Source organism: Actinocrinis sp., from assembly GCF_035650855.1.
In the GTDB taxonomy this organism is placed as follows: domain Bacteria; phylum Actinomycetota; class Actinomycetes; order Streptomycetales; family Catenulisporaceae; genus Actinocrinis.
On the sequence record NZ_DASRGV010000100.1, the window covers coordinates 1 to 18772 of the forward strand.

The window sequence follows — 18772 nt, forward strand, 5'->3', positions numbered from 1 at the left end:
ATCTCCTTGAGGACCTTCTTGAGCCGCTCCTCGAAGTCACCGCGGTACCGGGAGCCGGCCACCAGGGCGCCGAGGTCGAGCGTGTAGAGGTGCTTGTCCTTCAGCGTCTCGGGGACCTCGCCCTTAACGATCGCCTGGGCCAGGCCCTCGACCACGGCGGTCTTGCCGACGCCGGGCTCCCCGATCAGCACCGGGTTGTTCTTGGTGCGGCGGGAGAGGACCTGCATGACCCGCTCGATTTCCTTCTCCCGGTTGATGACCGGGTCGAGCTTGCCCTCGCGGGCGGCCTGGGTCAGGTTGCGGCCGAACTGGTCGAGCACCAGCGAGGTGGCCGGGGTGCCCTCGGCGGGGGCGCCCGCGGTGGCCGCCTCCTTGCCCTGGGAGTACCCGGACAGCAGCTGGATGACCTGCTGGCGCACCCGGTTCAGGTCCGCGCCGAGCTTGACGAGGACCTGGGCGGCCACGCCCTCGCCCTCGCGGATGAGACCGAGCAGGATGTGCTCGGTGCCGATGTAGTTGTGTCCGAGCTGCAGCGCCTCGCGCAGTGACAGCTCGAGCACCTTCTTGGCGCGCGGAGTGAACGGGATGTGCCCGGACGGGGCCTGCTGGCCCTGGCCGATGATCTCCTCGACCTGCTGGCGCACCGCCTCAAGGGAGATGCCCAACGACTCGAGCGCCTTGGCGGCGACACCCTCGCCCTCGTGGATCAGGCCGAGCAGGATGTGCTCGGTGCCGATGTAGTTGTGGTTGAGCATCCGGGCCTCTTCCTGGGCCAGGACGACAACCCGCCGCGCGCGGTCGGTGAACCTCTCGAACATCTTCTTCTCGCTCCCCGGAGCGGTCGGGCAGTGCCGGGAATCCCTGCAACTGCACCCGGCCTGTCCTTCCGAATGCTAGTCCCGCCTGGAGACGGACCCTACGGGAATGCGCGCCCCGCGGAGCGGCGGCACACTGTGTCAGTTTAGCGTTGCACCCTGTCTGATCAGGTGTTCCCGCACTTCAGCCACGTACGCGCCACTGCTGTACGCCTGAAGCGAACGGTGCGGCGGGTAACCCTCCCGAGCTGAGCCGCCATGCTCTAAGTTAGGCGCAGCGATCCACGTGAGAGGCGTGTCGTACACACTGCGTCGTGCGCACCGCACCTCACGCGACGTTGCCTTGAGCTCGACCGCTCTACCAGCGGTCCGCGACTCCCCCGCTTCCGCACCCTTTAGGGCTCGCATGTCGACTAACGCCGCATTCGCCGGTCCTGTTCCCGGCGGCCGGGCCGATTCCGGCGGCGAGCGCGCGGAGGCGGCTCTCGCTGAGGGGTCGGACGGGGTCGGCGAGCTGGAGCGCTGGTACGTCGAGCAGCGCGCGTGGCCGGTGCACCGGGACGATCACGATCGGCTGTGGCTGGAGGCCGGGACCGAGTTCGATGTCGTAGAGGTGCCGGCGGAGGCCGGGCGTAGGGCGCTGCGCAGGCTGATCGGATACGGACAGGCGGCGCTGGCTCCAGGGCCGGTGGCGCTGTGCGAGCCGGCCTCGGCCGAACCGGCCCGGTGCTGCTTCTTCGTCGCCCCCGGTGCGCGCGATGACCTGCCGGAGCTGCTCGACTGGCTGGACTGGGGCGGGATCGACCTCGGTATGCGCGCCTACGGCGCCGGTGACAGCATTCCGGCCCCGGCCGCCGACCGCTGGCTGCATGACCCGCTGGCGGTCCCCCCCGAGGTGATCGCCCTGCTGGCGACGATCGCGGAATCCTGCTCGCGATACGCCCTCACCCGCCGCGCCGGGTAGACCGTCCGTCGCGGATCTCGGGCCGCGCGGAAAGCGGGCCCGCTCGCCGACCCGGCCGCCGGCGATCCCTCCGTCACCGGCGGCCCTTCAGTTGTTGGCCGCCACGAAGGCGTCGATGATCTTCTTGGAGACCCGGCCGCGCTCGCTGACCTCGTGGCCGTTGGCCCGGGCCCACTCGCGCACCGCCGCCGTGTCCACTCCGGAGGCCGGTCCGCGGACCGCGCCGCGCTTCGGCCGCGCCGCGGAACCGTCCGCGCGGTACCTGCGCCCCGCCTCGATGTACTTTTCGAAATCGGAACGCAGCGCGGCCGCGTTCTTGTCGTTCAGGTCGATCACGTAGTCCGCGTTGTCCAGACTGAAATGGATCGTCTGCGTAGCGTCGCCGCCACTGAGGTCGTCTGTCATGACGACCACCGTCTTCTGCGCCATACTCGCCTCTTTCCCGGAGGACCGTCTTGGCACACTAGACAAGCGCATTTCCGCGGTGAATTCAACTCCGAAGCCGCAAAAGCAGGTAACCGTTCCCACCGGGCGTCCGCTACAACACGCGCAGCATCCGGGTGTTGCCCAAAGTGTTCGGCTTGACGCGTTCCAGATCGAGGAACTCCGCGATACCTTCGTCGGCCGACCGCAACAGTTCCGCGGTCACCTCCGGCTCGATCGGCGAGTCCGCCAGCGGGCGGAATCCGTGCCGCTCGAAGAATGCGGTTTCGAAGGTTAGGCAGAACACCCGCCGCACGCCGAGCCAGGAGGCGGTGGCGAGAAGTTTTTCCACAATGGCGTGACCGACGCCGAGTCCGCGACTGCGCGGATCCACCGCCACGGTACGCACTTCAGCCAAGTCCCGCCACATGACATGCAACGCGCCACAGCCGACTACAGAAGCGTCGTTATCGCGTTCCGCGACCCAAAACTCCTGAATGTCCTCATATAGCGTCACGGTGGGCTTGTCCAGAAGAATACGGTCGGTCACGTAGACGTCCAGCAGGGCGCGAATCGCGGGAACGTCGGCGGTCCGCGCCCGCCGGACGGTCAGATCATCCACAGCGGCGAGCATAGGGCCTGGCGCGAAGCGCTCTTTACCCGGCGGATGAAGGGGACACTCACTGACAGTACGTCACGCCTTAAGCACGCTCTTCAGGCATCGCACAGTCCCACCCGGGCGGCGATACGCGCCATCCGCCGGTCAAGCGGTGGATGCGTAGGCCGGGGGATGCGGACGGCGGCATGCCGAGCGCGGCCGGAGCGGCCGTATTCATTTTCCTGGTGAGAATCGCCCAGTAATCCACAGCCTGTGGATTCGTTCGCGGCGAACCAGCGCAGCGCGCTGAGCAGTTCCGGGCCGAGCCCGATGTCGACCGCGAAGGCGTCCACCCGGTACTCGGCGCTGCGCCCGGCCGCGTTCTTGGCGGCGAACGCGGCGACCCCGGGAGCCGCGAACACGACCCGGATCCCGTGGCCGAGGCGGAAGGCTGCGCGTGCGCATCCGCAGACCCAGCGGCGTGGTCCATATCCGCTGGCGGGGTGCGGTTCGGTGCCGAGGGCGTTCGCGAGCGCCGCGACCGGCGTGGCGAGCAGCGATCCGAGCAGGGCGATGCCTTGGAGAGGTAGCAGCACCCAGACGAGGAAGGCCGAGACCGAGGTGTGCATGCGCAGATGGTGGCCGAGTTCGTGGGCGAGCACCCCGGCGAGTTCGCGGTCGCCGAGCTGGTCGAGCGCCCCGGTCGTCACGCAGATCAGGTCGCGGCCGACCGAGTGCGCATTGGCCTCGGTGAGGTCCACGACGCGGATGCGGAAGCGGCGGCCGCTCACGTCGGCCTGGGCGATGACCTGCCGCCAGATCCGTTCCAGCCGGGCCCGTTCGGCCGCGGTGGGCCGCCGGATGGGCCAGAGCAGCCTCGCCATCGCCAGCTGCACCGGCCGCAGCCCGTAGCAGGCCGCGCTGATGAGCCAGAGGCCGTAGCCGAGCCACAGCGGCGCGCCGAGCGCGCGCCGGGCCAGGAGCACGAGCGGCAGCAGACAGGCCCCGGCGACCGGCAGGAACACCAGCACCAGGGCCAGCGAGCAGAGCGCCGTGCGGTCCGGGCGCGCCACGTTGAGCCGGACCGAGCCCGGCCCGCGACTGTCAGGTCTCTCGCCGCGCGCTCTGCGATGCCGGCGCCGCCCGGGACGATCGGTAGCACGTAACACCACGCTGTGCACTGTGGCAGCAGTCGGCGGGTGGTGCACATCCACCGAAAGGGTGGTCAACCAGTCGAAGAGTTCGTATCAACAGACAGGTCGATTCAATAGACGAATCGGGCTGTCGGAGTGACAGACCGGCCGGGATCAGTCGAAGAGGTCTGAGGAGACCGCTTCGGGATCGACCCCGGCGGCCAGCAGCGCGCTGCGGCTCTCGTCGACCAGCGCACTCGGCCCGACCAGCACGGCGCCGCAGGCTCCATGCGCGTCGGAGGCGGCCGCGTGCGCGTGTACTGCGGCGAGCGGGTCGCCCACGACCTCCTCGACGGTCATGTCGCCGTGCTCTTCGGCCAGCGCACGCAGCGCGTCGGCGAGATAGTGCGGGCCTTCGTCGGAGGCGAGCACGACTGTCAGCGGCCGCAGATCCCCCTCGGCGATGGCGTGCTGAATCAGAGCGTGGACAGGCGCGGCGCCGGTTCCGTGGGCGACGGCGAGCAGGCGCGAGGTGCGATCCGGCCCGGGGAAGGCGAGTTCGCCCTCTGCGGCCGCGATCCGCAGCCGGTCGCCGACCGCGGTCTGGCTCACCAGCACCTCGCTCACACCGCCGGAGCGGCCGAGCTGAACGTGGAATTCGACCTCGTCCCCGCCCGAGTCGCCACTGGGCCGGGTGGCGAAGGAGAAATCGCGCCATACCCGAGGCATCGCCGCCGTTTCCACGGCCGAGTACTGCCCGGCGACGTACCGGTACGCGCCCTTGTGCTCCGACTCGGCGAACCGCGAGTCCACCACGGGCCGCGCGACGACGCGCACGACGCCGTCCGCGAGGGCTTCGTGAGCGACGACCTCCGCCTCCCAGTAGGCCGGTCCGAGCGCGTCCGCCTCGGCCACCGCGTCGAGCATCACGTTGGCCACCAAGCCGTATCCGGCGTCCCAGGCGGCGTTGGTGCGCTCGGTCCACTGGTCACCGCAGTACTGCGCCACGGCGGCCAGCAGGGAGGCGCCGAAAGCCTGGTAGTGCGCGGCGCGCAGGCCGAATTTGCGGTGCCGCAACGCGAGCCGGCGCAGATAAGGCAGGAATTCGTCGAGCTTGTCCAGGTCGCCGACGATCCGCTGCACGGCCTGGAACAGCCGGCGGTGCTGGGTGGCCGCGTCGGCGGAGAAATACTTGCGGTACCGGGGATTGGCCGCGAAGAAATGCTCATAGAACCACGCAGCGGCCTCGGGCCCGTACGGTTCGATGAGCGCGAAGCTCTCCCGGATCTCCGCGATGAGATCCTCCTGCGCCCACTGCGCGGCGCCCGTCGCGATTCCCGCCTCGGCCTCCGCTTCGCTGCTCGCGTCGAAGTCCGCGTAGGCGTCCTGCTTTTGCAATGTGCCCTGCTCTGCTGTCACCACAGCCCTGTCACTCACCCGGGTGAGCTTACCGGGCGGTCCGGGTTCACTTTCCCCGGACCGCACAGTTGACCGGCTTCAGGGCTACCGCCGCGGTCACTTTCAGTGCTCGTCGACCGCAGGTCGGCTGAATATCTTCAATAATAGGTAAAAGGAGGGCAGTACAACCGCCATCCCCAGGCACATCGCTATCAGCATCGCGTCGACGCTCTGTGGCGCCGCCGCCGACTGCACCGCGCTATACGCGTCAATGCCGCCTTTGCTGACCAGCAGATCTGGGAACTGCGCGGCCGCCCAGCCACCGAGCACGGTGGCGACCGCGAGTGCGGCGGTGACGCGGGCGAGCACGTAACGCTCCCGCCAGAGCACCAGCAGGCTGGCGATGCCGCAGATCGCCGAAACCGCCGCGAACGGGATGGAGCGATCCGTGAATCGCGCCGCGACGATCGGTGCGTCTCGGTACAGGAACGGCAGCATCGCGACCGCCACGGCTCCGGAAGCGATCGCCGCGCCGATGGCTTTGCGGCGGAAGACCGGGACCAGGTGCGTCGTGGCAGGGCTCTGCGCGGCGTTGTGGCAGAGGTAGACGGCGGCGAGGAACGCGGTAACCACTACCGCCAGCACGCCAGCGGTCAGCGCGAAGGCTGAGCGGAACGGCTCGGTCGGGGTGCTTTGCGGACCGAGCGAGCCGGTAGCCAATGCGGCCCCGGAGACGCCGAACATGAACGGGGTCAGGACCGAGGCGCCGGCGAAGATCCGGCCCCACCAGCGGTCCGGGAGCGCCGCGCCCTCCCCGTAAGCGCGGTACACGTACGCGGCGCCGCGCAGCACGATGCCGACGAGGGCGAAGCCGAGCGGCAGTTCCAGCGAGGTGGCGATGGTTCCGAAGGCGGTGGGGAAGGCGCTGAAGACGCTGACGATCACAAAGATGAGCCAGACGTGGTTGGCCTCCCAGACCGGGCCGAGCGAGGCGGCGATCAGGCCGCGCTGCCCCTCCGGATCGCGCTCCTGCTTCCCGCTCCAGCCCGCCACCAGGTCCCAGAAGCCGCCGCCGAAGTCGGCCCCGGCCAGCAGCGCGTAAGCGAGCAGGCTCAGCACGATGATCACGAGCATCGCGTTCACGGCGGTCACCGGGTCACCTCCAGGGCGGGCGTCGGCTCGATGTCAGGTCCGGTCTCGGAGCCGATCCGGGCGAGCTCGGGCGGGGAGCCGCTGGCGAGCTTGCGCAGGATGAGGATCAGCGCGACGGCGAGCCCGAGGTAGATCAGGATCGTGACGAGCAGCGCCCAGCCGAGGCCGGTGCTCTTGGTGGCGGCGTCGGCGACCAGCATCTGCTGGTACACGATCCACGGCTGCCGGCCGCCCTCGGTCACCTCCCAGCCGGCCAGCATCGCCAGCATCGCGGCCGGCCCGCTGAACGCGGCGGCCCACAACCACCGCTTGGTGTGCGCGATCCGGGGCACGACGCCGCGCCTGCGGCTACGCAACCAGCGCCACGCGCCCCAGGCCGCGATGAGCAGGATCGCGGTGCCGAGCCCGACCATCGAGTCGAAGGCGAGGTGTACGACCGCCGTCATCGGCTGCTGGTTCGCCGGGGTCTGATCCAGTCCGGGGACCACCGCGCCGGGCTTGAAGTCCAGCAGCAGGGATAGCCCGTCGGGGATCGGTACGCCGCCGACGAGTTGGTGCGTCTGGCTGTTGTAGAACCCGCCGATGGTGAGCGGCACGTGCCCGGAGGTGTAGTAGTGCCCTTCCATCGCGGCCAGCTTGGCCGGCTGCGTCGTAGCGACGTCGCGCGCCGCGAAGTCGCCGATCAGGAGCTGAACCGGCGCCAGCGCCAGGATGACGGCCATCCCGAGATTCAGGCCCTTGCGATGGTATTCGTCGCGGCGCCCGCGCAGCATCCCGATCGCGTACACCGCGGCCACCGCGCCGCCGGTGCACATCAGCGCGGCGACGAACATGTGGGTGACCTCGGTCCACGAGGTGGAGCTCGAGAAGACGGCCCACGGATCCGCGGTGATCTTCCCGTGCGAGACGCCGAGCCCGACCGGGTGATTCATCCAGGCGTTCGCCATCACCACGAAGAGCGTGGAGAGCGTGCCGGAGATCGCGATCGGCCACAGCACCAGCCAGTGCGCGCGCCGGGAGAGCCGCTTCCAGCCGTAGAGATAGAGGCCCATGAAGATCGCCTCGGTGAAGAAGGCGAAGGCCTCCAGGGTGAACAGCAGCCCGATGGCGCCGCCGTAGGTGGACATGAAGGTCGGCCACAGCAGCCCGAACTCGAAGGAGAGCACGGTGCCGGAGACCGCGCCGATGGCGAAGAGCACCGCCATGACCCGCGCCCACTTGCGGGTCAGCGCGTACCAGACCAGGTCCCCGGTCTTCAGCCAGCGCCGCTCGGCGTAGAGCATGAGCCAGGGCAGGCCGACCCCGAAGACGGCGAACATGATGTGGAAGGACAGGGACAGCGCGGTCTCCACCCGCGCGACGACGAGCCCGGACAATCTCGGCTCCCCTCGGCCCCGTGAGGCGTGTGTCACTCCAGCAAACTTCTACACTCCGTAGAAGTTCTTTCGGCACTAGAGTAGACCCCATGGCTAGGCTCGGCGAACTCGAACGCGCGGTCATGGACGTGCTGTGGAACACACCCGAACCGGTGGCTGCCACCCGGATCGTGGAGGAGCTGCCACGCGAGCACGCCCCCGCGATCACCACGATCCTCACGGTGCTCGACCGCCTCGGCGGCAAGGGCTTCGTCACCCGGGAACGGCACGGCCGCGCCTACCGCTACTCGGCCACCACCAGCCGCGCCGAGCTGATCGCCAGCACCATGCTCGAAGCGCTCGGCACCACCAACGACCGCCGCTCGGCCCTGGTCCACTTCGCCGGCTCGGTGTCGGAGGAGGAGAAGGCGCTGCTGCGCGAACTGCTCGAGGAAACCCCCGCCAGCTCCTCGAACGCCTGAGCAAGGCGCCGCGCGATGTGGCTGATCGCCGCCGCCGCCTGCGCCGTCATCGCGATCCTGCTCGCCTGGCCGGTGCCTAACGCGCTGTGCACCGCCCAGTGGACCCGCCGCTCCCCGCGCACCGCGATCGTGCTCTGGCAGCTGGTCGGCCTCGTCGGCGGGCTCAGCGCGATCAGCGCCCTGCTTCTGGTCGGCTTCGCGCCGCTGGGCCGGGATTTGGCCGGGGTCAACCTGATCGCGCTGGTGCTGGCCGCGCTGCTGTTCTCCTGGCTGTTCGGCGTGCTGGCCACCTCGGCCGTGCGGATCGAGCGGCACTTGCGCCGCCAGCGCACCGTGGTGGACCTGCTCGGCCGGGCCGAGGCCGACGGGGTGCGGGTGCTCGATCACCCCGAGCCGCTGGCGTACTGCCTGCCGGGTCCGCAGCCGCGTATCGTGATCACCGACGGCGTGCTGGCCGCGCTGCCGCCGGAGGAACTGGCTGCCGTGCTGGCCCATGAGCGGGCGCACGCGAAAGGGCGACACGAGCTGGTCATCCAGCCCTTCGTGGCCTGGCAGTCCGCGCTGCCGTTCCTCGCCCCGGCCCGCCGGGCCACCGCGGCCGTCGCGGAGCTGGTCGAGATGCTGGCCGACGACGCCGCCGCGGCGGCGACCAGCCGGCTGACCGTGGCCCGCGCGCTGGCCAGGGTCGGCGCGGGGCGTCCGCCGGGCGTGGCCGCCTGTGAGCGGGCCGAGGACGCGGCCTCGAACACGGCGGCTCCAGCCTCGGTGCTGGCCCGAGTACGCAGGCTGACCTGAGGAGAGAGACCGTGGTTGAACTCAAGACTCCCGGCGAGATCGAGGCGATGCGCGCCGCCGGGCGGGTCGTCGCCACGGCCCTGGCCGCGGTGCGCGAGCAGGCGGCGGTCGGCACGAAGCTCACCGAACTCGACGAGGTGGCCCGCGAGGTGCTGCGGTCGGCCGGCGCCAGTTCGCCGTTCCTCGGCTACCGGCCGCATTTCGCGCCGATCCCGTTCCCGGCGGTGATCTGCACCTCGGTCAACGACGCGGTGCTGCACGGCATCCCGACCGATTACCGGCTCGCGGACGGCGACCTGCTGAGCGTGGACTGCGGGGCGACGCTGGACGGTTGGACCGGGGACTCGGCGATCTCACTCATCGTCGGGCAGGAGCGGCCCGAGGACCGCCGGCTGATCGACACGGCGTACGCCGCGCTGGACGCCGGCATCGCCGCGGCCGTCGTCGGCGCGAAGATCGGGGACATCTCGGCCGCGATCGGCGCGGTGGGTCGCGCGGGAGGCTACGGCATCAACACGGACTTCGGCGGCCACGGCGTCGGCCACACCATGCACGAGGACCCGTCCGTGCCCAACGAGGGGCGCTCCGGACGCGGCCTGAAACTGCGGGCCGGCCTGGTCATCGCGATCGAGCCCTGGTTCCTCGGCGGCGGCAAGGACGAGTACGTGGCCGACGAGGACGGCTGGACCTTGCGCAGCGCCGACGGCAGCCGCACCGTGCACGTCGAGCACACGGTCGCGGTGACGGATCAGGGCCCGGTGATCCTCACCGCTCGCTAGTCAGCTTTTTGGATCCTCGGATCGGCTTCCTCAGCCGCGCGCTCACGGGCCCTGGCCGCCTCGCGGCGCCGTGGATTTTGCGAACGCAGGATCGTGACGACGATGGCGATGAATGCGATCGCCATGATCAGCGGCGGAATAAGGGACTCAAGATCCTTCACCACTGCTCGCGACACCTCCTCGTCCTGCCCTGTGCATCGGGTGCGGTACGCCCCGCCGTACTTCTACTGTGCCACCAAGGGATTCGCGGCTACGACCCGGGGCGCACCAGCGGGAAGAGGATGGTCTCGCGGATGTTCTTGCCGGTCAGCATCATGATGAGGCGGTCCATGCCCATGCCCATGCCGCCGGTGGGGGGCATGCCGTACTCCAGGGCGCGCAGGAAGTCCTCGTCCAGCTGCATCGCTTCCTCGTCGCCGCCGGCCGCCAGCAGCGACTGCGCGGTGAGCCGCTCGCGCTGGTCGATCGGGTCGATCAGCTCGGAGAACGCGGTCGCCCGCTCGGTGCCGAGGATCACCAGGTCCCACTTCTCGGCCACGCCCGGGTTGGCACGGTGCTTGCGGGCCAGCGGCGAGACCTCGGTCGGGTAGTCCATGACGAAGGTCGGGGCGACGATGTTCTCCTCGAGCAGCCGCTCGATCATCTCCAGCACGATCTGACCGTGGCCCCAGTTCTGCTCGTAGGGCACGTCCGCCTTGTCGGCCAGCTCGCGCAGCCGCTCCACGGAGGTCTCCGGGGTGATCTCCTCGCCGAGGCGCTCCGAGATGCCGCCGTAGACGGTGACCTCCTGCCAGGGCTCGGCCAGGTCGATCTCGTGCTCCACGCCGTGCGCGTCCAGGCCGCGGATGGTCGTGTGGCCGTTGACGGCCATCGCCGCGTTAAGGATCAGACGGCGCGTCAGCTCGGCCTGGGTGCGGTAATCGCCGTAGGCCTCGTAGCACTCGATGGTGGTGAACTCGGGGTTGTGCGTGGCGTCCGCGCCCTCGTTGCGGAAGAGCCTGCCGATCTCGAAGACCCGCTCCGCGCCGCCGACGATGAGCCGCTTGAGCGGCAGCTCGGTCGCGATCCGCAGGTAGAGGTCCATGTCGTAGGCGTTGATGTGGGTGCGGAACGGACGCGCGGTCGCGCCGCCGTGCACCGTCTGCAACACCGGGGTCTCCACCTCGATGTAGCCCTCGGCGTGCATCGTGTCGCGGATCGAGCGGATCATCGCCGAGCGGCTGCGCATCATCGAGCGCGCCTCGGCGTTCACGATCAGGTCCACGTACCGCTGCCGCACCCGCGCCTCCGGGTCGGACAGGCCCTTGTGCTTGTCGGGCAGCGGCCGCAGGCACTTGGAGGTGATCTGCCACGAGTCCACCAGGATCGACAGCTCGCCGCGCCGCGAGGTGATCACCTCGCCGGTGACCCCGACGTGGTCGCCGAGGTCGACGTCGGCCTTCCAGTCCGCCAGCGAGGCCTCGCCGACCCGGTCGAGCGAGACCATCAGCTGGATCTCCGCCTCGGCCTCGCGGACGGTGGCGAAGCACAGCTTGCCGCCGGTGCGCGAGAGCAGCACCCGCCCGGCGACGGAGACGGTGTCGCCGGTGGCGGTGTCCGGGTCGAGGCCCTGGTACTTCTCGCGCACCTCGGCGATCGTCCCGGTGCGCGGATAGCCGACCGGATACGGATCGGCGCCGCGCGCCTTGATCCGCTCCAGCTTCTCCCGCCGCACCCGCATCTGCTCGGGTTCCTCGGACTGGGGGCTGCTGGTGGTCGGCTCGTCGCTCATGGGCACAAGGATAAGGGGCCGTGGGAAACGGATTCGCCCGCCCGCGGCGCCGCGGCGGGCCCGGCCGCGGCGGTCAGGTGGTGCCGATGTTGCGCTCGTAGACCAGGCGCAGCCCGATCAGGGTGAGCCAGGGCTCGTGCGCGTCGATGACCTCGGCTTCTTCCAGTACCAGCGGGGCCAGGCCGCCGGTGGCCACGACGGTGACGTCGTTCGGGTCGTCGGCCAGCTCCTCGGCCATCCGATTGACCACGCCGTCGATCTGCCCGGCGAAGCCGTAGAGGATGCCGGCCTGCATGCACTCGACCGTGTTCTTGCCGATCACCGAGCGCGGCCGGGCCAGTTCGATCTTGCGCAGCTGCGCGCCGCGGGCGCCGAGCGCGTCCACCGAGATCTGGATGCCGGGGGCGATCGCGCCGCCGATCCACTCGCCGCGCGCGGAGATCGCGTCGAAGGAGGTCGCGGTGCCCAGGTCCACCACGATGCACGGCGAGCCGTAGAGGTGGACGGCGGCCAGCGCGTTGATGATCCGGTCGGTGCCGACCTCCTTGGGGTTGTCGACCAGCACCGGCATGCCGGTCTTCACGCCGGGCTCGACCACGAGCGAGGGGATGTCGCCGTAGTAGCGGCGGATCATGTCCCGCATCTCCTGGAGCACGGACGGCACGGTCGAGCACAGCGCTATCCCGTCCACTCCGCCGTCGCCGACCAGCGGGTGGTTGTGCATCAGGCCTTGGAACAGCACGGCGTGCTCGTCGGCGGTGCGCTGGGGATCGGTGGACACCCGCCAGTGCTCGACGATCTCGTCGCCCTCGAACAGGCCGAGCACCGTCTGGGAGTTACCGATGTCGATCGTGAGCAGCATGGCTGGGGCTCCGGTGGGGAAAGCGCCGGGAGGTTTCGGCAGGGTCTATTCAGCGTGGGTGGTGCGGCGGTGCGGTCGTTCAAGTGTTCGGCTGTGCGGTACCGCGGTCGGAGCCTAGGTGGTGCGGAAGTCGCAGCCGACGTCCAGGATCGGCGCGGAGTGGGTCAGTGCGCCGACGGAAAGATAGTCGACTCCGGTCTCGGCGGCGGCGCGGGCCCCGTCGAGGGTCAACCCGCCGCTCGCCTCCAGCCTGGTGCGGCCGTACGGCTCGTTGCGGCCGACCAGCAGCACCGCGGCGCGCATCCGCTCCGGGGTGAAGTTGTCCAGCAGCACCAACTGCGCCCCGGCGTCGACCACCGGCAGCAACTGGTCGAGCGTATCGACTTCAACCTCGATCGGCAGCTCCGGGTGACGCTTGCGGACCGCTTCGAAGGCCTCGACCACGCCTCCGGCCGCGACCACGTGGTTGTCCTTGACCATGGCCGCGTCCGAGAGCGACATCCGGTGGTTCACCCCGCCGCCGCAGCGCACCGCGTACTTCTCCAGTTTGCGCAGGCCGGGGGTGGTCTTGCGGGTGTCGCGGATCTTCGCGCCGGTGCCTTCGACCGCGTCGACCCAGCGGCGGGTCAGGGTCGCGATGCCGGAGAGGTGGCACAGCAGGTTGAGCGTGGTGCGTTCGGCGGTCAGCAGGTCGCGGACCCGGCCGGAGGCCGTGAAGAGAACCGTGCCGGCTTCGACGCGCGCGCCGTCCTGGACGTGGAACTCGATTTGCGTGGTGCCGCCGGAGAGCACGTCGAGCACCGCGGCGGCCACCGGGATGCCGGCCGCGACGCCGGGGGCGCGCACGGTGAAGTCGGCGACGGCCTGTGCGGTCTCGTCGACCGTGGCGACCGTGGTCACGTCCTCGCCGCCGTCCAGGTCTTCGTCGACGGCGTTGCGCACGACCCGCTCGACGTATTCGGGGTCGAGCCCCGCGTCGGCGAGCAGCTGCGCGATCTGAGCCGAGATCACCGAGCCTCCTTCTTGCCGGATTCAAAATCGGCACTCTGATACACCGGAACGCGTGTGATCTGTACGCCCTCCGCCGTCGCCTGCGCGATCTGACGAACGCGCCAGTGTTCGTCGTCGGTCGCGGGGAAATCCTCCCGCCAGTGCGAGCCGCGCGTCTCCTCCCGCAGCGCGGCGGCCTCGGCCAGCACCGTGGCCACCTGCTGGAGGTTGGTCGCCTCCCAGGCCTCGGCGCGCGGATCGTCCTCGGGCCGGTCCAGCAGGGCGCGCAGGTCCGCGGCGGTGCGCGCCAGCGAGTCCGCGCTGCGCAGCACTCCGGCGCCGGCGCTCATCGCCTGCTGCGTCGCGAGCCGCGCCGAGGGGTCGAGCAGCACCTGCGGGCGCTGGTCCGCCACCGGTTCGCCGGGTGGCTCGTCGCCGTCGGGGCCGAAGGCGCGCGCCAGGTCCCGGCCGATCCGGTCGGCGAAGACCAGGCCTTCGAGCAGCGAGTTGGAGGCCAGCCGGTTCGCGCCGTGCACTCCGGTGCAGGCGGTCTCGCCGCAGGCGTAGAGGCCCCGGATCGAGGTGCGGCCCCAGTGGTCGGTCAGCACGCCGCCGGAGGCGTAGTGCTCGGCCGGGGCGACCGGGATCAGGTCCCTGACCGGGTCGATGCCGAGCTGGTGCAGCGACTCCCAGATGGTGGGGAAGCGGCCGCGCCACTTGTCCTCGCCGAAGTGCCGGGTGTCCAGCCAGAGGTGGTCGAGGCCCTGCTCGTTGGCCCGCCGCATGATCGCCTTGGCGACGATGTCGCGCGGCGCGAGGTCGGCCAGTTCGTGCAGCCCGGTCATGAACCGCTCGCCCTTCGCGTCCACGAGGAACGCGCCCTCGCCGCGCACCGCCTCGGAGATGAGCTGCTGCTGGCCGCGCGCCCCGTCGCCGAGCCAGAGCACGGTCGGGTGGAACTGCACGAATTCAAGGTCCGCGACCTTCGCCCCGGCGCGCAGCGCGAGCGCCACGCCGTCTCCGGTGGCCACCGACGGGTTGGTGGTGGCCGTGAAGACCTGCCCGAGTCCGCCGGTGGCGAGCACGATAGCGCGGGCGTGTACCGCACCGACGCCGTCGCGCGCGCCTTCGCCGAGCACGTGGAGGGTGAGCCCGGCGGCGCGGCCGTCGGCATCGGTGAGCAGGTCGAGCACGAGGGCGTGGTCGATGACCTCGATCTCGTCGACCAGCTGGTCGAGGCGGGCCAGCAGCGCGCGGGAGACTTCGGCGCCGGTCGCGTCTCCGCCGGCGTGGATGATCCGGTCGGCATGGTGGCCGCCCTCGCGGCCGAGCGCAATGCTGCCGTCGGAGCGGCGGTCGAACTCGGCGCCGCGGTTGATCAGCAGGTTGCGTACCGCCGCCGGTCCCTCGGTGACCAGGATGCGCACCGTCTCCGGATCACAGAGCCCTGCGCCGGCGGTGAGGGTGTCGGCCAGGTGCGCCTCGGGAGTATCGCCGATGCCGAGCGCGGCGGCTATCCCGCCCTGCGCCCAGCGGGTCGAGCCGTCGGCGGGCTGCGCCTTGGTCACCAGCAGCACCGAGCCGGCATGCCTGGCGGCCAGCGCGGCGGTGAGGCCGGCGATACCGGAGCCGACGACCACGGTGTCGGCGTAGGCGGTCCAGCCGGGCGCGGGCGCCAGCAGCCTCGATATGCGGGTCATGTCGCCTCACCGGTGATGGTCAGCGGGACGTTGTCGATGAGCCGGGTCGTGCCGACCCGCGCGGCGAGCGCGAGGATCGCGTTGCCGGTGTAGTCCTCGCGCAGATCCTGAAAGTTTCCCGGGTCGACCAGCGCGAGGTAGTCGAGCGCGAGCGGCGGTTCGGCGCGGGCGGCCTCGTCGATCACGGCGTGGGCCGCTTCGAGCACGGCGGGCACGGTCGGCCGGGTCGCGCCCTCGGCCAGCGCTCGGCTCAGCGCGAGCGCGGTCTCCCGCTCGGGGGCGGAGAGGTAGCGGTTGCGGCTGGAGAGCGCCAGGCCGTCCGGTTCGCGCACGGTCCGCACGCCGACGATCTCGACCGGCAGGTTGAAGTCCAGCGCCATCCTCCGGATCAGGGCGAGCTGCTGGGCGTCCTTCTGGCCGAAGAAGGCGACGTCCGGTCCGGTCAGATTCAGCAGCTTGTTGACGACGGTGAGCACTCCGGCGAAGTGCCCGGGCCGGAAGGCGCCCTCCAGCACCTCGCCCATCGGGCCCGGATCGACCATCACCATCGGGGTGCCGCCGGGATAGACCTCCTCGACGGAGGGCGCGAAGACCACGTCGACGTCCGCGGCCTCACACAGCTTCAGATCCTCGGCGAGGGTGCGCGGGTAGCGCGAGAAGTCCTCGGTCGGGCCGAACTGCAGCGGATTGACGAAGATGGTCACGATGACGGTCTTGGCCGCCTGCCTGGCCGCCTGGATCAGGGCGAGGTGCCCGTCGTGCAAGGCGCCCATCGTCATCACGACGGCGGTGTCGCCGAAGCGCCCGGCGCGGGCCGCCTCGAGGTCGGCGCGGGTGTGCACCACCCTGGTCACTGGCCCTCTCCCTTCGAACGCGATTCGCTCAGCACGCCGAGCAGCGGCTCGGCCTGCTCGGCGGTGAGCATTCCGGCAGCTAGGGCCCGGTCGGCGGTCAGCCGCGCCATCGCCAGGTACGCGGCGCGCACCGGGCCGTGTGGGGTGACCCGGTCCAGTTCTTCCAGGTGCGCGGCGACCGTGCCGGCGTCGCCGCGAGCGACCGGTCCGGTCAGCGCGGCGTCGCCGGAGCGCAGCGCGTTGTCCAGCGCGGCGGACAGCAGCGGCGCGAGCATGTGGTTGGGCTGGTTGACCCCGCTGGCGCGCAGCAGGTCGGCGGCCTGCGCGACGAGGGTGACCAGGTAGTTCGCGCCGGAGGCGAGGGCCGCGTGGTAGAGCGGGCGGCTCTCCTCGGCGATCCACTCCGGCTCCCCGCCCATCTCCACCACGAGCGTCTCGGCCATCGGGCGGAACTGCGCGGGTGCGGTGACCCCGAACGAGCAGCCGCTCAGCCGGGCCAGGTCCACGTCGGTGCCGGTGAACGTCATGACCGGATGCAGCGCGAGCGGCAGCGCCCCGGCCTTGCGTACCGGATCGAGCACCCCGATGCCGTAGCGGCCGGAGGTGTGCACGACGACCTTGCCGGGTTGGATCGCGCCGGTCGCGACCAGTCCCGCGGCGAGTTGCCCGAGGGCGTCGTCGGGCACGGTGAGCAGCAGCAGTTCGGCCTGCGTCGCCACTTCCTGCGCGGGCAGCAGCGGAACGCCGGGCAACAGATCGGCGGCCCGGCGCTGGGAGCGTTCGGAGACCCCGGACGCCGCGACCACGCTGTGCCCGGCGCGGGCCAGGGCGGCGCCGAGTACCGGGCCGACCCTTCCCGCGCCCACGATGCCGACCGTGAAGCGGCCGGGGCGGGACGTCGTGGCAGCGTCCGGTGGCTGCGTTGGCGAGCCGTCCACGCCCTCACTCCTCGTCTTGCGTTCCAGTCCCTCAGGTACCGGACGTTGGCACAAGCGTACGCGCCTGCGGCGACACACGCTGTCGGCGATCTGCCGCCGGCCGCCGACGGCACTCCCGGACCCGGCGACGATGCAGGACAATGGTGATCATGTCGGGTGAGGAAGGCCGGTACGCCGCCGCCCTGGTCAACCGGGCACGCGACCGGATCAACCGGAGTGCGCAGTGGCCGCTCGGCCCGGCCCTGCGCGCGTACCGGCTGCACGGTCTCGAGCACTGGCTGATCCGCGAACGAGACGCCTTCGTGCAGACCGCGAAGGCGGCGCTGGCCGCGGCGATCGCCTGGGAGCTGGCCGCGGAGCTGCTGCGGGTGCGCGATCCGGTGCTCGCGTCGGTCGCCGCGCTGGTCGTGGTGCAGGTGACGCTCTATCAGTCGGTGCGCCGGGCGATCCAATACAGTGCCGGGATCGTGGCCGGTATGGTCGGCGCGCTGGCCATCGGACGCTATCTCGGCGTCAACATGCTGACAATGTCGCTGATCGTCGTCTTCGGCCTCGTGCTCGGCCGCACGCTGCAGCTGGGCACGCAGGTGACCCAGGTCGCGGTGACGGGGCTGCTGGTGCTGGCCTTCGGCAGCAGCTACGGCATGGTCAGGGTGCTCGACAGCGTGATCGGCGCGGCGATCGGCGTGCTGGTCAACACCGTGGTCGCGCCGCCGGCCTTCGCCAGGACCGCGGCCAAGGAGCTGGCGGATCTGGCCGACGACCTGGCCGCCCTGTGTGGCGCGGTGGCCAAGCGGTTGCGCGACGACTGGGATCACGACCAGGCGCGCAGCTGGCTCAGCCGCAGCCGGGAGCTGGCCGCGTCGGCACGGGCGGCGCGCAAGATCGCCGAGCAGGCGGAGGAGTCGCTCAAGTACCACCCGCGCAAGTCGGTACACCTCGACGACGTGCACCGAGTGGACGAGGCAGCGATCGCGCTCGACCACGTCGCCACGCAGCTCAACAGCCTGATGCGCGGCCTTTCGGACCTGACCGCTGACTTCGCCGCCATCCCGGCCACCCACCGGTCGATCCCGCCCGAGCTCGCGCAACTGCTCGACGACTCGGCAAAGGCGCTGAACGCGTTCGGCCGCCTACAACTGCCGGACAAAGCCAGCCCCCGCGTGTACGAGGAACTGAGCCGGCTGATCAAGTCCTCGAAGCCGCACGCGCGCGAGGCCGCCCAAGCGATGCACCCGGACGATGACGCACCGACGATGCTGTGGTCGATCCACGGTGCGCTGCTCGACGATTCGCGGCGGATGCTGCGTGAACTCGACCCGGACGACGGTCCGCACCGCGAGGGCATCCCGGCACATCTGCGCGCCTATTCGTCACATCCGTCGCGCCAGCCGGCGTAACGCACCCTTCGACGCGTCACGTGCCGGAAGGTGCGTTACGCCCCGGGGCGCTCCTAGTGCCCAGGACGAACCAGCCCAGTCTCATACGCGAGCACTACCGCCTGAACCCGGTCACGCAGGTCCAGTTTCATCAGGATCCTGCCAACGTGTGTCTTGACCGTCGCCTCGGACAGCACCAGCCTGGCCGCTATCTCCGAGTTGGACAGGCCCTGCGCGACCAGTCCGAGCACTTCCCGTTCGCGCTCGGTGAGAACGGAAAGCGTCGGCGGCGCAGGCGTGCTGGTGGAAGGCAGCATCGGGGCGAAGCGGTCGAGCAGCCGCCGGGTCGTCGACGGCGCGACCACGGCGTCGCCGCTGTGCACT

Annotated in this window: 20 protein-coding genes; 5 read left to right on the plus strand and 15 right to left on the minus strand. The window is 70.6% G+C overall.

Going from position 1 to position 18772, the window contains the following annotated elements; translation table 11 throughout:
- Positions 1-818: Clp protease N-terminal domain-containing protein (locus VFB40_RS07960; RefSeq protein WP_324848654.1), on the minus strand; the 818-nt coding region annotated here is incomplete at its 3' end.
- 403 nt (positions 819-1221) lie between these two features.
- Here VFB40_RS07960 and VFB40_RS07965 point away from each other — a divergent pair.
- A complete protein-coding gene (locus VFB40_RS07965) occupies positions 1222-1779 on the plus strand; it encodes a hypothetical protein (RefSeq protein WP_324848655.1) in 558 nt (185 codons plus the stop codon).
- Between the two features lie 87 nt (positions 1780-1866).
- Here the strand turns inward: VFB40_RS07965 and VFB40_RS07970 are convergent, their stop codons facing one another.
- From VFB40_RS07970 to VFB40_RS07995, 6 genes are all read right to left on the minus strand, one after another.
- Positions 1867-2208, minus strand: a complete 342-nt coding sequence (locus VFB40_RS07970; protein ID WP_324848656.1) for a histone-like nucleoid-structuring protein Lsr2 — start codon at positions 2206-2208, stop codon at positions 1867-1869.
- A gap of 109 nt (positions 2209-2317) precedes the next feature.
- On the minus strand, positions 2318-2836 hold the full coding sequence (locus VFB40_RS07975; RefSeq protein WP_349261387.1) for an amino-acid N-acetyltransferase: 519 nt from the start codon (positions 2834-2836) through the stop codon (positions 2318-2320).
- Positions 2837-2916: 80 nt separating this feature from the next.
- Complete coding sequence (locus VFB40_RS07980; RefSeq protein ID WP_324848658.1) at positions 2917-3873, minus strand: M48 family metalloprotease; 957 nt, start codon at positions 3871-3873, stop codon at positions 2917-2919.
- Between the two features lie 234 nt (positions 3874-4107).
- Positions 4108-5370 carry a globin domain-containing protein gene (locus tag VFB40_RS07985; protein ID WP_324848659.1) on the minus strand — a complete coding sequence of 421 codons (1263 nt, stop codon included), beginning with the start codon at positions 5368-5370 and terminating at the stop codon, positions 4108-4110.
- Between the two features lie 84 nt (positions 5371-5454).
- Positions 5455-6483 (minus strand): cytochrome d ubiquinol oxidase subunit II, encoded by a 1029-nt coding sequence (locus VFB40_RS07990; RefSeq protein ID WP_324848660.1) that lies wholly within the window; start codon positions 6481-6483, stop codon positions 5455-5457.
- Complete coding sequence (locus VFB40_RS07995; RefSeq protein ID WP_324848661.1) at positions 6480-7859, minus strand: cytochrome ubiquinol oxidase subunit I; 1380 nt, start codon at positions 7857-7859, stop codon at positions 6480-6482. Before VFB40_RS07995 ends, VFB40_RS07990 begins: the two co-directional genes overlap by 4 nt.
- 89 nt (positions 7860-7948) lie before the next feature.
- Between VFB40_RS07995 and VFB40_RS08000 the strand changes: the two genes are divergently transcribed.
- From VFB40_RS08000 to map, 3 genes are read left to right on the plus strand one after another with little or no spacing between them, the layout of a single operon-like run.
- Entirely contained in the window at positions 7949-8320 is a 372-nt protein-coding gene (locus tag VFB40_RS08000; RefSeq protein WP_324848662.1) for a BlaI/MecI/CopY family transcriptional regulator, read from the plus strand.
- A gap of 15 nt (positions 8321-8335) precedes the next feature.
- A complete protein-coding gene (locus VFB40_RS08005; RefSeq protein WP_324848663.1) occupies positions 8336-9115 on the plus strand; it encodes a M56 family metallopeptidase in 780 nt (259 codons plus the stop codon).
- An 11-nt stretch (positions 9116-9126) separates the two neighbouring features.
- Positions 9127-9894 (plus strand): type I methionyl aminopeptidase, encoded by a 768-nt coding sequence (map, locus tag VFB40_RS08010; protein ID WP_324848664.1) that lies wholly within the window; start codon positions 9127-9129, stop codon positions 9892-9894.
- Here map and VFB40_RS08015 read toward each other — a convergent pair.
- The 7 genes from VFB40_RS08015 to VFB40_RS08045 form a co-directional block, all read right to left on the minus strand.
- The gene (locus VFB40_RS08015) at positions 9891-10058 is read right to left on the minus strand and encodes a hypothetical protein (RefSeq protein WP_324848665.1); all 168 of its coding nucleotides are present in this window, start codon (positions 10056-10058) and stop codon (positions 9891-9893) included. The two genes, map and VFB40_RS08015, sit on opposite strands and share 4 nt — an antisense overlap.
- A gap of 86 nt (positions 10059-10144) precedes the next feature.
- Positions 10145-11665 carry a bifunctional lysylphosphatidylglycerol synthetase/lysine--tRNA ligase LysX gene (gene lysX, locus VFB40_RS08020; RefSeq protein ID WP_324848666.1) on the minus strand — a complete coding sequence of 507 codons (1521 nt, stop codon included), beginning with the start codon at positions 11663-11665 and terminating at the stop codon, positions 10145-10147.
- 73 nt (positions 11666-11738) lie between these two features.
- Positions 11739-12527: a type III pantothenate kinase gene (locus VFB40_RS08025; protein WP_324841091.1), complete on the minus strand. Its 789-nt coding sequence runs from the start codon at positions 12525-12527 to the stop codon at positions 11739-11741.
- A 114-nt stretch (positions 12528-12641) separates the two neighbouring features.
- Positions 12642-13538 (minus strand): carboxylating nicotinate-nucleotide diphosphorylase, encoded by an 897-nt coding sequence (nadC, locus tag VFB40_RS08030; RefSeq protein WP_324848667.1) that lies wholly within the window; start codon positions 13536-13538, stop codon positions 12642-12644.
- Positions 13535-15217 carry an L-aspartate oxidase gene (locus VFB40_RS08035; protein WP_324848668.1) on the minus strand — a complete coding sequence of 561 codons (1683 nt, stop codon included), beginning with the start codon at positions 15215-15217 and terminating at the stop codon, positions 13535-13537. Before VFB40_RS08035 ends, nadC begins: the two co-directional genes overlap by 4 nt.
- Complete coding sequence (gene panC / locus VFB40_RS08040; protein ID WP_324848669.1) at positions 15214-16071, minus strand: pantoate--beta-alanine ligase; 858 nt, start codon at positions 16069-16071, stop codon at positions 15214-15216. Before panC ends, VFB40_RS08035 begins: the two co-directional genes overlap by 4 nt.
- On the minus strand, positions 16068-17009 hold the full coding sequence (locus VFB40_RS08045) for a Rossmann-like and DUF2520 domain-containing protein (RefSeq protein ID WP_324848670.1): 942 nt from the start codon (positions 17007-17009) through the stop codon (positions 16068-16070). Before VFB40_RS08045 ends, panC begins: the two co-directional genes overlap by 4 nt.
- A gap of 149 nt (positions 17010-17158) precedes the next feature.
- Here VFB40_RS08045 and VFB40_RS08050 point away from each other — a divergent pair, with 149 nt between their 5' ends.
- Positions 17159-18409 carry an FUSC family protein gene (locus VFB40_RS08050; protein ID WP_324848671.1) on the plus strand — a complete coding sequence of 417 codons (1251 nt, stop codon included), beginning with the start codon at positions 17159-17161 and terminating at the stop codon, positions 18407-18409.
- 53 nt (positions 18410-18462) lie between these two features.
- Here the strand turns inward: VFB40_RS08050 and VFB40_RS08055 are convergent.
- A partial coding sequence (locus VFB40_RS08055; RefSeq protein ID WP_324848672.1) for a response regulator transcription factor occupies positions 18463-18772 on the minus strand: 310 nt, incomplete at its 5' end.